A 13,704-nucleotide genomic window follows, 5' to 3' on the forward strand; every position below is an offset into this window, starting at 1 on the left:
GCCTGGGGGCGCCGGCAGGGGGCTGGGCCAGCCTGACGCTGGGTGTGGCCTTGCTGGCCTATGCAATCTGGGGTCTGGCCGGCCGCACGCTGGCAGTTCCGCCGCATCATGAACGCTGGATGGGGCCGGTGGCCGGTGTGTTGACGGGGTTGCTCACGGCGGCTTCCGGCGTATTCGTGCTGCCGGCCGTGCCCTACCTGCAGGGCTTGGGGTTGGGCCGGGATGCCCTGATACGCGCCATGGGCCTGGCGTTTACCGTTTCGACCCTGGCCTTGGGGGCTGGGCTCTGGTGGAATGCCAGTTATGACCTGTGGATCCTGGCGGTGTCCTGTCTCATGCTGCTGCCCGCAGTGGCCGGGATGCAACTGGGCGCCATGCTGCGGGCGCGCTTGTCCGTGGCGCGTTTCCGGTTTTGCTTCTTTGTGTGTCTGGCTGGTCTGGGCTTGCACATGCTGCTGCGCCAGTGGGGCTGATCGGGGCCAGCGTCAAAGCAGCCCGCGCAATTCGCGGGCGGCATCCAGCATGGCGGGCAACATTTCCAGGCGCACCTGTGACGGTGTTCGGCCTTGCGTGGATGAGACGATGTTCAGCGCCGCCAGCGCAACGCCTTTCATGTTGCGCAAGGGAATCGCCAGCGCATGCACGCCCAGCTCATGTTCTTCGCTGACCTGGCAGTAATCCTGCTTGCGCGCGGTATCCAGGCTTTGGCGCAGTTCGCGGATATCGGTGATCGAGTTGGGCGTCAGGCGTGGCAACTCCCGCTGATTGCCAGGGCCGGGGCCTTGCAGCCAGCGTTCCAGCTCAGGTCGGCTGAGCAAGGCCAGCATCATGCGTCCGGTGGAAGTGGCATGGGCGGGCAGGCGGGCGCCCAGATGCAGGCCATAGGGCAGCATGGCGCGTTCGCCTCCGCCATAGTTGGCGCTGCGGGCAACGATCACGCTTTCATCTCCGTCCAGCACACCGACAGAGAATGAACCACCGGTTTGGGCCGCCAGGCGATTGAGCGTCGCTTGCACCACACGCGGCAGGCGGGCGGATGACAGATAGCTGCCTGAGAAACGTAGAACCTTGGGCGAGAGCCAGAAATAATGGCCGTCGCTCTCCAGGTAGCCGAGATGGGCGAGCGTGAGCAGGTGGCGCCTGGCGGCGGCGCGCGTCAGGCCGGCGCGTTCTGCTGCCAGGGTGGCGTTCAGACGCTGCCGTTCGGTATCGAAGCTTTCCAGCACGGCCAGCCCTTTGGCCAGGCCGGCGATGAAGTCGGCATGGGCAATATCGCCGGCTGCCTTGTCCCGGCGACGCGACTGCGTCTGGCCGACTGCGGCACTGGTGGCGTCAGGCCGCTCGGCAGAGGGGAGGGAGGGGGCTTGAAAACGGGAGCGAGACATGGTGCCTGAGCGACGAGACAGTTAGGTTCTATCAATAATTGCGCGATTATCGCACAGCTGTTCCGATGATCGCGCAATAGGCAAGTGGAGCCATGGCATAAAGAAAGCGGGTCTTTTAGTCTGCTCGGGTGGGCACGGAATTGGATTCCGGCCAGAAAAATATCATCAGGAGACTCCCCATGCGTACCCAAGTCGTCATCATCGGCGCCGGCCCTTCCGGCTTGCTGCTCGGCCAGTTGCTGTACAAGGCCGGCATCGACAACATCATCCTCGAACGTCAGACGGGCGACTATGTGCTGGGCCGCATTCGCGCCGGCGTGCTGGAGCAAGTCGCCGTTGATTTGCTGGACCGCGCCGGCGTGGGTTCGCGCATGCATGAAGAAGGCTTGCAGCATCATGGCATCGAACTGTTGTTCAAGGGAGAGCGCCATCGTATCGACCTGACCGGCTTGTCGGGCGGGAAGTCTGTGCTGGTGTATGGCCAGACCGAAGTCACCCGCGACCTGATGGAAGTCCGCGCAGCTGAGGGCCTGACGACCGTCTATGAGGCTGCCAATGTCAACCTGCATGATTTCGATAGCGAGCACCCGCGCGTGCGCTATACCAAGGATGGCCAGGAACACGAGATTGAATGTGACTTCATCGCCGGTTGCGACGGTTTCCATGGCGTCAGCCGTGCCAGTGTGCCGGCGTCCGCCATTCACAATTACGAGAAGGTCTATCCCTTTGGCTGGCTGGGCCTGTTGTCCGATACGCCGCCGGTCAGCGATGAACTGATTTACGCCAACACCACGCGCGGTTTCGCGCTGTGCAGCATGCGCAGCCAGACCCGCAGTCGCTACTACCTGCAGGTGCCGCTGACGGACAAGGTTGAAGCCTGGAGTGACGATGCCTTCTGGAACGAATTGCGCCTGCGCCTGGATGAAGAGGCGCGCGAGAACCTGGTGACCGGCCCGTCGCTGGAAAAGAGCATTGCGCCGCTGCGCAGCTTTGTCGCGGAACCCATGCGCTTCGGTCGCCTGTTCCTGGCGGGGGATGCGGCCCACATCGTGCCGCCCACGGGCGCCAAGGGCTTGAACCTGGCAGCTTCCGACGTCGGCTATCTGTCGGAGTCCATCACCGAGTTCTATGACGAGAAGAGCCAGGCAGGTATCGACAGCTACTCGCAGCGTTGCCTGAGCCGTATCTGGAAGGCAGAGCGTTTCTCCTGGTGGTTTACGTCGCTGATGCACCGTTTCCCCGCCGAAGGCGAATTCGGTCAGAAAATCCAGGAAGCCGAGCTGGATTACCTGGTGAAGTCGGTCGCGGCTTCTACTTCCTTGGCGGAAAACTATGTCGGCCTGCCGATGAAATAATGGCGGCGACGCCTGGCCCTGCGGGCCTCACGCACTGAGTGAGGACAGATGACCGGTGCTGCCCTGAGGATGGGCAGCACCGGTTTTTTTCCTTGCACGGGCTAGGACGCGGCATTGTCGGAGGCTACCGGGGGAGGGCTGCCCCGAGGGCCGTCCCGAAGGCCGGCATCGCTGTGTCAGGCCTGGGCCGCATTAGCCTGCGGAGTTGCCTGCCGTGTCAGCCACCAGAACCACAGTGCAAGCGCGCTGACCACCGCGCCCAACAGGCATACACCTTGCCAGCCCGCATGGGCATAGGTGAGGGTGGTACCGATGGCGCCCAGCCCGCTGCCGAGGGCATAGAACAGCATGTAGAGCCCGACCAGTCGGCTATGGGCTTCAGGGCGTGTGCGGAAGATCAGGCTCTGATTGGTGACGTGCAGCGCCTGACCACCAAGATCGAGCAGTACGATGCCGATCACCAGCGCCCACAGCGACCATTCCATCAGCGACAGCGGCCACCAGGCCAGCAGCAAGACCGCCAGCGCCGCCGCGCTGGTGCGCTGGGCATGGCCACGGTCGGCCCAGTGTCCGGCACGCGCAGCGGCCAGGGCGCCCACCACACCGACCAGGCCAAATGCCCCGATGAGGGTGTGCGAAAAACTGTATGGCGGCGCGCTCAAGGGCAGCACCAGCGCGCTCCAGAAGATATTGAATGCGGCGAACATCAACAACGCCAACATGCCGCGCACTTGCAGCACTTTTTCTTCCCGCAGCAGCGTCAGCATGGATGCGATCAGGCGAGGGTAAGACATAGGATGGGCAGTTAACGGCAGGGCAGGCAAGCGTCGCCACAGCGGCAGTGCGATCAGCAGCATCAGCACGGCGGCGCAGAAATACACGCCTCGCCAGCCCGCCAGATCGCTGACGCCCCCCGCGAACACGCGCGCAAGCAACAGGCCGATGAAAACGCCACTCTGCGCGGTACCGACGACCCGCCCTTGTTCATGGGGCGCGGCGGCGCTGGCCGCATAGGCGATCAGCCCCTGGGTCATCGCCGTGCCTAGCAGCCCCACGGCCAGCATGCCCGCCAGCAGGACACTGGCGGATTGCGCCATGCCGACGGTCACCAATGCCGCCACCAGTGCCAGCAGCTGCACCATCATCAATCGGCGGCGGTCCAGGCGGTCACCCAGCGGCACCAGCAACAGCAGGGCCAAGGCGCAGCCAAGCTGAGTGGCCGTTACCACGCCACCCACAGCGGCATGACTGATGCTGAAATCGCGAGCCAGCGCATCCAGCAGAGGTTGCGCGTAGTACACGTTAGCCACGCTCAAGCCGCTGGCTGCAGCAAACAGCAGCACCAGGCCACGCGGCATATTCGCAGTTCGGGAGGAGTCCATATTCCCTGATCCATTTAATCTGGTTTCAAAACAAAACTGATTGAATGTTAGGGTGCATGGTTTTAAAATGCAACCGGAAAATCCGATTGTTGCTATCTGTCTGGAGAAGTCATGCCGCGCCGTCTTGCCAGCGACGAACCCTGTCCTGTTGCTCGTGCCGTCGATGTGATCGGGGATCGCTGGTCGCTGCTGATCGTGCGCGATGCGTTCGATGGCACGCGCCGCTTCAGCGACTTCCAGCGCAGCCTGGGCATGGCTCGCAATATCCTGTCGGACCGTCTGCGGAAGCTGGTGGAAGCAGGCATTCTCGCCACCCAGGATGCTTCGGATGGCACGGCCTATCAGGAATACGTGCTGACGCCGCAGGGTGAGAGTCTGTTTTCTGTCGTGGTGGCCTTGCGCCAGTGGGGGGAGCAGCACCTGTTCGCGCCTGGTGAACGCCATTCGGTGCTGATCGACAAGCGTACCGGTACGCCGGTTGCGACCATGGCGCCACAGGCCCACGATGGTTCCGTGCTGTTGCCTGCCGTGACCGAAGTGCGGAAAGTGGAATAAGGAGCAATGCGGCTGGCTGTGATAGCCATGTCATCCCATGAAAAAAGCGCAGCCTATGGGCTGCGCTTTTGCTTGCAAGGCTGGTGTCAGCAAGCTTGTCCGCGGACGGCAGATCGCTGGCAGGACCAAGGGGAACGGGTCACGGGGAAATCAAGGTTCCTGGCGTGACGGATCCGGAGCGAACAGCGTGGAGAGGATGTCTATTCCGTGGCTGATGGCCATATCTATGGCCTGGGCCGGACTGAGGGCATAGGCGATGTTGCTGCCCGCGGCATTGTTGAAAGCAGGCACCGGATACGTGAAGCCGGGGTCGTCCGGCTGGCTGGCCTTGCGGATGTCCAGCATGGCGGTAAAGGCCGGGCTGGAGCCGCTGGCGCCTTCCGGCGCGGTGGACAGGCGAGCAAGTAGCAGATAGCCCTTGTAGATGTAGCGATTCGGGTACACCAGGCACATCTCCTGTAGAACGTCTTGGCGGGGTGCTGGCCCGGCAGGCGGAAAGGCCGGCAGGGCAGGGCAAGACGATGACTCCCCGGAGCAGAGCGCTGCCGGATCGTGGCGGAGACGCACCGACGGAGCCGCCTGGTGTGCATCACGACCGATCCCAAGCGGCAAGGCCAGCACAGGTGGTCAGGAATTAATCACTATGGAGAGTATCTGCCTGACTGTCAAGCCTTGCTTGCAGGAAGCGGGAAAATCCGGATATTTTCTTCAATTTCGCCGTTTCCCCGATAGATTGTCGTGATTCTGTCTTGAATGTCGGGTAGATAAGGTCAGCATCCGCACCGGCAGGGTGCTGTTGCCGGTAGCGGGCGCCGCGCCAATCTGTCTGGCGGAATACCGCGAGCGGCGGCAGGGCCTTCATGGCAATGTTGTAAAGCCAACATACAATAGCCCGCTAGCAGCAGGAGAAGGCAGACATGACAGACGCTCAAGACACCACGCAGTTTTCTTCGGACGGCGAAGCCCATTGGCTGGTGCCGCCCACCCACGATGGTCAGGCCCCCGGACAGCTGTTCGTCCTGTTCCACGGGCAAGGCGGCGAACCGGCAGACTTGCTCTGGCTGGCGCGCACCTTGCAGGCCCAATGGTCGGGCGCGGCCATCATGGCATTGCGGGCGCCGTATCCTGCCGGCGCCAGCGAGGCGGAAGGCAGGCAATGGTTTGTGGCCGAGGACGCGGACGCGGAACAACTGGCGGCCCAGGTATCCGCCGGTTTGCCGCCATTGCTCAAATTGATCCGCCGGGTGCAGGCGCAGTGGCAGATAGCCCCCGCAGCGACGGCCTTGTTCGGTCTGGGGCAGGGCGGCCTGATCGCATTGGAGCTGTCAGCCGCTGACCATGCGCTGGCCGGCCGGGTAATCGCTTTTTCTGCCGGCTATGCCAGATTGCCGCTGGAAGCGGCGGCCGAAACGAGCGTGCATCTTCTGCATGGTGCGGACGACACGGTGATTCCGCCTTCGTCCTCGCAAGCCGCATTCGACCGTATTCAGGAGCTGGAAGGCGATGCGACGCTGGATATCCTGCCCGATGTCGGCCATGAACTGCATGTGGCCCTGGTGACACGCGCCATCGAGCGCCTGCGCACCCATGTTCCGCTGCATATCTGGCAAACCGCCCTCATGAGTGCACGCCAGTCCAGTTGATGCCAGGCGGGATCCGCCCGCCTGCATGCAGGCGACGTTCCGCCCCATTGTTCCATAGTGGCCGTCAATCCCGGCCGGCCAGGAGAGCCTACGCATGTCCGCGCATTTCCCTTCGGTGGTACTGACGCCGGAACCGGTCGAGTTCCAGTCCTTTGAGGTCGCCGCCGCAGCGGTGGATCGCCTGATCGAGATCTACGAGCGTAATACGGCTTTTCTGCGCAGCCATTTCGCAGCCCTGGCGCGTGGCGAGCAACTGCCGCGTTCGGCGCGGCTGCGGGCCTGGTACCCGGCGATCCGCATCCAGGTGGATACCTATGACCTGGTTGATACGCGCCTGTCTTACGGGCACGTGTCCGAACCCGGCATCTACGAGGCCACCATCACGCAGCCACGCCTGTTCCAGGCATATCTGGTGGAGCAGATCGGCTTGCTGCTGCTGCATCACAAGGTGAAGGTGACGGTAGGGGAATCCGAGACGCCGATTCCCCTGCATTTCGCCTTTCCCGGCGGTGCGCATGTCGAGGGCGTGGATCTGGCGGCGCTGGGCCGGCCGCTGCGCGATATCTTCGATGTACCGGACCTGACCATCACCGATGATGCCATCGTCAATGGCAGCTGGCGTCCGGTGCCGGGCAAGCCGCACCCGCTGGCGCCGTTTACCGCGCCCCGGGTGGACTACTCCCTGCATCGCCTGCAGCACTACTCGGCGACATCGCCGGCGCATTTCCAGAATTTCGTGCTGTTCACCAATTACCAGTTCTATGTGGATGAGTTCTGCGCCTACGCACGGGCGCGGCTGGCGGATGGCGTGGGAGGCTATGAATCCTTCATTGAACCGGGCAATGTCGTCACGCTGCGCGGCGAGGCTGGCCCGGTGTCCGGGACGGCGCCGGAACGCCTGCCACAGATGCCGGCCTACCACTTGTGCCGGGCAGGCCATGGCGGTATCACGCTGATCAATATCGGCGTCGGTCCTTCCAATGCCAAGACGATTACCGATCATGTGGCCGTGCTGCGCCCGCAAGCCTGGCTGATGGTCGGGCATTGCGCGGGCCTGCGTTCAACCCAGCGGCTGGGCGATTATGTGCTGGCGCACGGCTATGTACGGGACGATCATGTGCTGGATGCCGACTTGCCGCTATGGGTGCCGGTACCGCCATTGGCAGAGGTGCAGGTAGCGCTGGAGACGGCGGTGGAGGAGGTTGCCGGCCTGTCGGGCTGGGAGTTGAAGCGCATCATGCGTACCGGCACCGTCGCCAGCATCGACAACCGCAATTGGGAGTTGCGGGATCATCAGGAACTGGTGGAACGGTTCGCGCAGTCGCGCGCCATTGCGTTGGATATGGAGTCCGCCACGATCGCGGCCAATGGCTTCCGCTTCCGGGTTCCCTATGGCACCTTGCTGTGCGTGTCCGACAAGCCGCTGCATGGCGAATTGAAACTGCCGGGCATGGCCAATGATTTCTATCGGCGCCAGGTCGGCCAGCATTTGCAGATCGGCATTCATGCCCTGGAGCTTCTGGCCAGCATGCCCAAGGAAAGGCTGCATTCGCGCAAGCTGCGCAGCTTCATCGAGACAGCGTTCCAGTAGGCCAGTGCGGCCGTTGCGGCTGGCACTGCGCTGGCATTGCTGCCGACAGCGTTTATGCCGCCAGCAGCAATGCCAGCGCAGGAGAGAATTGCTTGCTGCGATGGCGGATGCGATAGAGCTGGCGATGCAGCGCTGGCAATGTCGTTTGCAGCAGGTGCAGCCGGCCCAGGGCCAGCAGATCCTGGACTGCACTGCGTGACAGGCAGGCAATGCCCAGGCCGGCAGCTGCAGCCTGCTTGATGGCTTCGGTGCTGCCCAGTTGCAATGCCTGGTCGAAGTTGCCCAGATGCGGCAGCAACACATTGTCAACCGCTTCGCGGGTGCCGGAGCCGCTTTCCCTGAGCAGCCAGCGCTGCTGGCGCAGCAGTTCCAGGCCGCAAGGCTCGGGTAGCTGTGCAAGCGGGTGCCGGGCAGCCACGACAAAAACCAGTTCATCACTGAGCCAGGGCAAGGCTTCCAGCTCGTCGCTATGGCAGGGGCCTTCGATCACACCGGCATCCACTTCGCGGCGCAGCACGGCACCGACGATTTCCTGGGTATTGCCGATGCGCATTTCGACGCTGGCGAGCGCATGCGTATCCAGCAAGCGGGCAATGCGCTCAGGCATCAGGTAATTGCCTATGGTGGTACTGGCGCCCAGCCGGATGCGCGCCGGCAGGGGCATGCCCGGGCTGGCGTCGTCCATGCCGAAATTGATTTCGATATCCCGTGCCATATCCAGCAGCGAACGTGCCGGGTCCAGCAGCGCACGGCCGGTTTCATTGAGCTGCAGCCGTTTGCCGATACGGTCGAACAGACTGGCACCCAGCATGGACTCCAGTTCCCCCAGCGCGGCGCTGGTGGCGGATTGCGACAGCGGAATGCTGCTGGCAGCCGCAGTGGTGCTGCCATGTTCGGCGATGGCGGTGAAGATCTGCAGCTGTCGCAGCGTGATCCGCATGGGTGTCGCTCTGTTTATCTGTTATTTCGATAGGTTATAGAAATATAACCTGTTTTACAGATATTTTTTTCAAGGTCATTATGTTCTCAATTCATAAGGAATTGATCTGTAATGACTGCAAATCATATGTTGGGCGCCGGCAGCACGGCGCTCGCGCCGGAGGGGAAGGCTACGCATGAGCCGGGCAGTGGCGTGCGGACGGTGCCTGGGCCCGGTGCTGCACCCCTTGTGGCTCAGCGCAGGGCATGGCAGGTCAGCCCCTTGCTTGCCGGCCTGTTGCTGACAGGTGGCATCGCCGCTGCGGCGCAAGGTCTGGCCAGCCAGCCGTGGGCGCAGGCGCATGGTATCGCGGCGCTGACCCTGGCCATCGTGGTGGGCATGGTTCTTGGCAATACCGTCTATCCCTCGTTCGCTCGCCATGTGAGTGCGGGCGTCGATTTTTCAAAGGCGCGTTTGTTGCGTGCCGGTATTGTGTTGTATGGCCTGCGCTTGACCTTCGCCGATGTTGCCCTGGTGGGTTACGAGGGGGTGCTGCTTGACGCCTGTATGCTGCTTTCGACGTTTTGTCTGGCCTGGTGGCTGGGGACGCGTTTCCTGGGCCTGGACCGGCAGACGGCCTTGCTGATCGGGGCAGGCAGTTCGATTTGCGGGGCAGCTGCCGTGATGGCCGCCGGTCCGGTGGTGGGCGGCCGGCCGGCGCAGATCAGTGTCGCCGTCGCGACGGTGGTGATTTTTGGCACGGTTGCCATGTTTGCCTGGCCGGCCTTGTATCACCTCGGACAAGAGCTGGGGTGGATTCAGATGGATGCCCGCGCTGCGGGCGTGTTCATCGGGGCCACAGTGCACGAGGTGGCGCAGGTGGTGGCCGCCGGGCGTGCGCTGGGCACTGAGGCAGCGGATGCCGCTGTCATCGCCAAAATGGTGCGTGTCATGATGCTGGCGCCGTTTCTGCTGGGGCTGGCGCTCTTGCTGGCGCGCCGGCAGGGCGAGGGCGCGGCGGCGGGACAGGGGCGGCGCGGGATCGCCGTTCCCTGGTTCGCTTTCGGTTTCATCCTGATGGCGGCGTTCAATTCCTGGGTTGCGCTGCCGCCGGCAGTGCTCAGCCTGGCATTGGACCTGGATACGATTCTGCTGGCCATGGCAATGGCCGCGCTGGGCTTGACGACCCATGTTTCGGCTTTGCGCCGGGCGGGGCTGCGCCCCTTGCTGCTGGCTTTGCTGCTGTTTGTCTGGCTGCTGGGGGGCGGGCTGGCGCTGAATGCACTGGTGCACGCCGTCCTGGCCTGATAGCCGCAGCCGGGGCGTGCGCATAACGCATGCATGCCAGGGGACTGGTTGCGCACCCATGGCATGCATGCGTACTTCGGGGCTGTCGTTCAGGGCTTGTACGACAGCGATTCATTCGGAGGCAGGCGTCAGAAGCGTGTTTGATAGTGTTCCTGCACCAGTTGCCGAATGGCGGCTTTCAGCAGTTTCCCCGTTGCGGTGTGAGGCAGTTCCTCGACGATCAGCACATCATCCGGAATGCTCCATTTGGCGATTTTGCCGCTGTAGATCTCTAGCATATCGTCCCGGGTGAAAGCATGGCCGGGACGGATCACGGCGACCAGGATAGGGCGTTCCCCCCAGCGCGGGTCGGCCATTGCCACCACGGCGGCTTCCTGAATCGCGGGGTGCGCCTGGGCCAGATTTTCCAGTTCCACGGAACTGATCCATTCACCGCCGGATTTCACGACATCCTTATTGCGATCGACGATCTGGACGAAGCCATCTTCATCCATGGTGATGATGTCTCCGGTATCGAACCAGCCGGGTACGACGGCATGTGCCGGGCTGGGGGGCGCGTTGTAGTAGCTGCCCGCCACCCAGGGGCCACGGATGAGCATGGAACCAAATGATTTGCCGTCACGCGGCACGGCCTGGCCATCCTGGCCGTGAATCATGAATTCCATGCCGAAGACGGGGCGTCCCTGTTTGGCTTCCAGCATGAGCCGCTGTTCCGGCGAGAGCGCCTGATGTTTGGGCAGCAGGCTGCACGACAGTCCGACCGGACTGGTTTCGGTCATGCCCCAGGCATGACGGGTTTCCACGCCCATGCGATGAAAGCGTGCCAGCATGATTGGCGGGGCGGCCGCGCCACCGATGGCAACGCGCTTCAGGTCCGGCAGCTGCTGGCCATTTTTTTCCATCCAGTCCTGCAAGGCCATCCAGACGGTAGGCACGCCTGCCGTGAAAGTGACTTTCTCGCTGGCAAACAGTTCGTGCAGGCTGGCGCCATCCAGCCGCGGCCCTGGCATGACCAGTTTGGCGCCCACCATGGGCGCGGCAAACGGCAGGCCCCAGGCATTCACATGAAACATGGGCACGACAGGGACAATCGTGTCGCTGGCGGACAGCCCCAGTACATCGGGGGCGGGAATGGCCATGGCATGCAGGACGGTGGAGCGGTGGCTGTACAGCACCCCTTTGGGGTCGCCGGTCGTGCCGGAGCTGTAGCACAGGCCGGATGCCGTGTTTTCATCGAAGACCGGCCAGTCGTAATGCGGGGATTCGGCGCCGATCAGGGTTTCATAGCAGAGCAGTCCGGGCAGGGCAGCGGACGCCGGCATATGGGCTTCGTCGGTCAGCAGCACCACCGCCTTCATGCCCTGCAATTGTTCGGCCAGCGATTCCAGCAGCGGCAGGAAACTCAGGTCGGCAAAGAGGACGCTGTCCTCGGCATGCTGGATGATGTAGCTGATTTGCTCCTTGAAGAGGCGCGGGTTGATGGTATGGCACACCAGCCCCGAGCCGGAGACGCCGTAATACAGTTCCAGGTGGCGATAGCCGTTCCAGGCCAGGGTGGCGACTCGGTCTCCGAAGGCCAGGCCCAGGCGCTGCAAGGCATTGGCGAGCTGCTGGCTGCGTTGCCAGGCATCGGTATAGGTATAGCGGTGCAGCGGCCCTTCGACAGTGCGTGAGACGATTTCGGTCTGGCCGTGGTAGGTCGCGGCATGACGCAGAATCGAAGAGATCAGCAGAGGTTGGTGCATCATATTGCCGAGCATTGTGTCTCCTCCAATTGTCGGCGCAGCTTAGAACGCGTCCGCAGCGAGTTGCGCCAGGTCGGCGGCATCTGCGCGGATCGCCTGTTCCAGGGCGATGGTCTGGGGCAGCAGGCGGGTGATGAAAAAACGTGCCGCGGCCTGCTTGCGCTGGTGCAGCGGCGTCGTGCGGGCCTGGCTCTTTTCGGCCATGCGTACCCACAACCAGCCATAGGCGACCAGGGCGAAAAAGCGCAGGTAATCGGTGGCGGCGGCGCCCAGCGCGTTGGCATCGCGGGCGACCGACAGCAAATGGACGGTCACGCCTTCCAGGCGTTGCAGCGCCTGCAGGACGGGTTGTGCCAGCGCGGCGCTGTCGGGATGGCTGACTTGTTCGAGTTCGCTGCGCACCAACGCAAAGAAACGCTGGGCGACGGCGCCGTTTTCCATGGGCAGCTTGCGGCCGACCAGGTCCATGGCCTGAACGCCGTTGGTGCCTTCATAAATCTGGGTGATGCGGGCATCACGGACATACTGTTCCATGCCCCATTCGCGGATGTAGCCATGGCCGCCGAACACCTGCTGGCTGAGCACGGCAGTTTCGAAACCGAAGTCGGTGAACGCCGCCTTGATGACCGGCGTCAGCAGGGCCACAAAGCCATCGGCCTGTTGCCGGGTGGCGGCGTCAGGATGCAAGGTGGCGGTATCCATCTGCAAGGCTGTCCAGACGGCCAGCGCACGGCCGGCATCGCTCAGGGCGCGGCCAGTCAGCAGCATGCGGCGTACATCGGCATGTTCGATGATGGGCACCGGCCCGCGGCTGCCATCGGCAGAGCGGCCCTGGAGGCGTTCGCGGGCGTAGGCGGCAGCCTTTTGCGTGGCAGCTTCGCCGATGCCCAGCCCTTGAATGCCGACGAACAGGCGTTCCGCGTTCATCATGGTGAACATGGCATTGAGCCCGCGTCCGGCTTCGCCAACCAGCCAGCCGATGGCGCCGTCATAGTTCATGACGCAGGTGGGCTGGGCGTGAATCCCCATTTTGTGTTCCAGGGCGCCCACCGACATGTGGTTGCGCTCGCCCGGTTCGCCATTGGCATCCGGCAGGAATTTGGGCGCCAGGAAGAGGCTGATGCCCTTCACGCCCGGCGCAGCGCCGGGCAAGCGCGCCAGTACCAGATGAACGATATTGCCGCCGAAGTCCTGGTCGCCGGAAGAAATGAAAATCTTGGTGCCGGTAATGCGGTAGCTGCCATCTTCCAACGGTTCCGCGCGGGTGGTGAGCAAGCCCAGGTCGGTGCCGGCCGAGGCTTCGGTCAGCGCCATGGCGCCTGTCCATTCGCCGCTGACCATGCGCGGCAGATAGAGCGCTTTCAAGGCCGGGCTGGCGTGATGCGAAATGGTCTCCACGGCGCCGTGCGTCAGGCCGGGGAACAGCCCGAACGACAGGTTGGCCGACGATACCATCTCATTGAGCAGGATCTGCAGCGTGAGCGGCAGGCCCTGGCCACCATATTCGGTCGAGCCCGACAGGCCGCACCAGCCTGCCTCGCGGAAGGCTTGGTAAGCCGCGGCCAGCCCTGGCGGGGTCGTGACCTGACCGTTTTCCAGGCGGCAACCGGTTTCATCGCCGCTGCGGTTCAGCGGTTCTATCACTTCGACGCAGAACTTGCCGCCTTCTTCCAGAATGCTGAGCGCCAGATCGGTATCGACTTCTTCGCAGCCGGGCAGGGCGGCCATGCTGGCATTGAAGTCGAACACGTCCGACAGCAGGAATTGGGCATCTTCGGTAATGGGGGTATAAGCAGTCATCGTGTTTCCTTGTCTTGAGGG

General features: G+C 63.2%; 12 protein-coding genes. 6 read left to right on the top strand and 6 right to left on the bottom strand.

Annotated elements, in window-relative coordinates:
- On the top strand, positions 1–473 hold a 473-nt coding region (locus ACNA1V_RS14245; RefSeq protein WP_415834266.1), incomplete at its 5' end, for a TSUP family transporter.
- A 12-nt stretch (positions 474–485) separates the two neighbouring features.
- Here the strand turns inward: ACNA1V_RS14245 and ACNA1V_RS14250 are convergent.
- Complete coding sequence (locus ACNA1V_RS14250; RefSeq protein WP_415834267.1) at positions 486–1,385, bottom strand: IclR family transcriptional regulator domain-containing protein; 900 nt, start codon at positions 1,383–1,385, stop codon at positions 486–488.
- 179 nt (positions 1,386–1,564) lie between these two features.
- Between ACNA1V_RS14250 and pobA the strand changes: the two genes are divergently transcribed.
- Positions 1,565–2,740 carry a 4-hydroxybenzoate 3-monooxygenase gene (pobA, locus tag ACNA1V_RS14255; protein ID WP_415834268.1) on the top strand — a complete coding sequence of 392 codons (1,176 nt, stop codon included), beginning with the start codon at positions 1,565–1,567 and terminating at the stop codon, positions 2,738–2,740.
- Between the two features lie 176 nt (positions 2,741–2,916).
- Here pobA and ACNA1V_RS14260 read toward each other — a convergent pair whose 3' ends face one another.
- Entirely contained in the window at positions 2,917–4,122 is a 1,206-nt protein-coding gene (locus ACNA1V_RS14260) for an MFS transporter (RefSeq protein ID WP_415834269.1), read from the bottom strand.
- A 111-nt stretch (positions 4,123–4,233) separates the two neighbouring features.
- On the opposite strand from ACNA1V_RS14260, the gene ACNA1V_RS14265 reads away from it, so the two are divergent.
- Positions 4,234–4,677 (top strand): winged helix-turn-helix transcriptional regulator, encoded by a 444-nt coding sequence (locus tag ACNA1V_RS14265; RefSeq protein ID WP_415834270.1) that lies wholly within the window; start codon positions 4,234–4,236, stop codon positions 4,675–4,677.
- 150 nt (positions 4,678–4,827) lie between these two features.
- Here ACNA1V_RS14265 and ACNA1V_RS14270 read toward each other — a convergent pair whose 3' ends face one another.
- The gene (locus ACNA1V_RS14270; RefSeq protein ID WP_415834271.1) at positions 4,828–5,121 is read right to left on the bottom strand and encodes a hypothetical protein; all 294 of its coding nucleotides are present in this window, start codon (positions 5,119–5,121) and stop codon (positions 4,828–4,830) included.
- A gap of 473 nt (positions 5,122–5,594) precedes the next feature.
- Between ACNA1V_RS14270 and ypfH the strand changes: the two genes are divergently transcribed.
- Both ypfH and ACNA1V_RS14280 read left to right on the top strand, forming a co-directional pair.
- A complete protein-coding gene (gene ypfH / locus ACNA1V_RS14275; RefSeq protein ID WP_415834272.1) occupies positions 5,595–6,320 on the top strand; it encodes an esterase in 726 nt (241 codons plus the stop codon).
- Between the two features lie 94 nt (positions 6,321–6,414).
- The gene (locus ACNA1V_RS14280) at positions 6,415–7,911 is read left to right on the top strand and encodes an AMP nucleosidase (protein ID WP_415834273.1); all 1,497 of its coding nucleotides are present in this window, start codon (positions 6,415–6,417) and stop codon (positions 7,909–7,911) included.
- Between the two features lie 52 nt (positions 7,912–7,963).
- Here the strand turns inward: ACNA1V_RS14280 and ACNA1V_RS14285 are convergent, their stop codons facing one another.
- Entirely contained in the window at positions 7,964–8,851 is an 888-nt protein-coding gene (locus ACNA1V_RS14285) for a LysR family transcriptional regulator (protein ID WP_415834274.1), read from the bottom strand.
- A 111-nt stretch (positions 8,852–8,962) separates the two neighbouring features.
- On the opposite strand from ACNA1V_RS14285, the gene ACNA1V_RS14290 reads away from it, so the two are divergent.
- Positions 8,963–10,138, top strand: coding sequence for a YeiH family protein (locus ACNA1V_RS14290; protein WP_415834275.1), 1,176 nt, complete (start codon positions 8,963–8,965; stop codon positions 10,136–10,138).
- A 128-nt stretch (positions 10,139–10,266) separates the two neighbouring features.
- Here ACNA1V_RS14290 and ACNA1V_RS14295 read toward each other — a convergent pair whose 3' ends face one another.
- Both ACNA1V_RS14295 and ACNA1V_RS14300 read right to left on the bottom strand, forming a co-directional pair.
- On the bottom strand, positions 10,267–11,886 hold the full coding sequence (locus tag ACNA1V_RS14295; RefSeq protein ID WP_415834276.1) for a long-chain-fatty-acid--CoA ligase: 1,620 nt from the start codon (positions 11,884–11,886) through the stop codon (positions 10,267–10,269).
- Between the two features lie 39 nt (positions 11,887–11,925).
- Positions 11,926–13,683, bottom strand: coding sequence for an acyl-CoA dehydrogenase C-terminal domain-containing protein (locus ACNA1V_RS14300; protein WP_415834277.1), 1,758 nt, complete (start codon positions 13,681–13,683; stop codon positions 11,926–11,928).
- Between the last annotated feature and the right edge of the window lie 21 nt (positions 13,684–13,704).

Source organism: Kerstersia similis (genome assembly GCF_965139615.1).
Classification (GTDB): Bacteria; Pseudomonadota; Gammaproteobacteria; order Burkholderiales; family Burkholderiaceae_B; genus Kerstersia; species Kerstersia similis.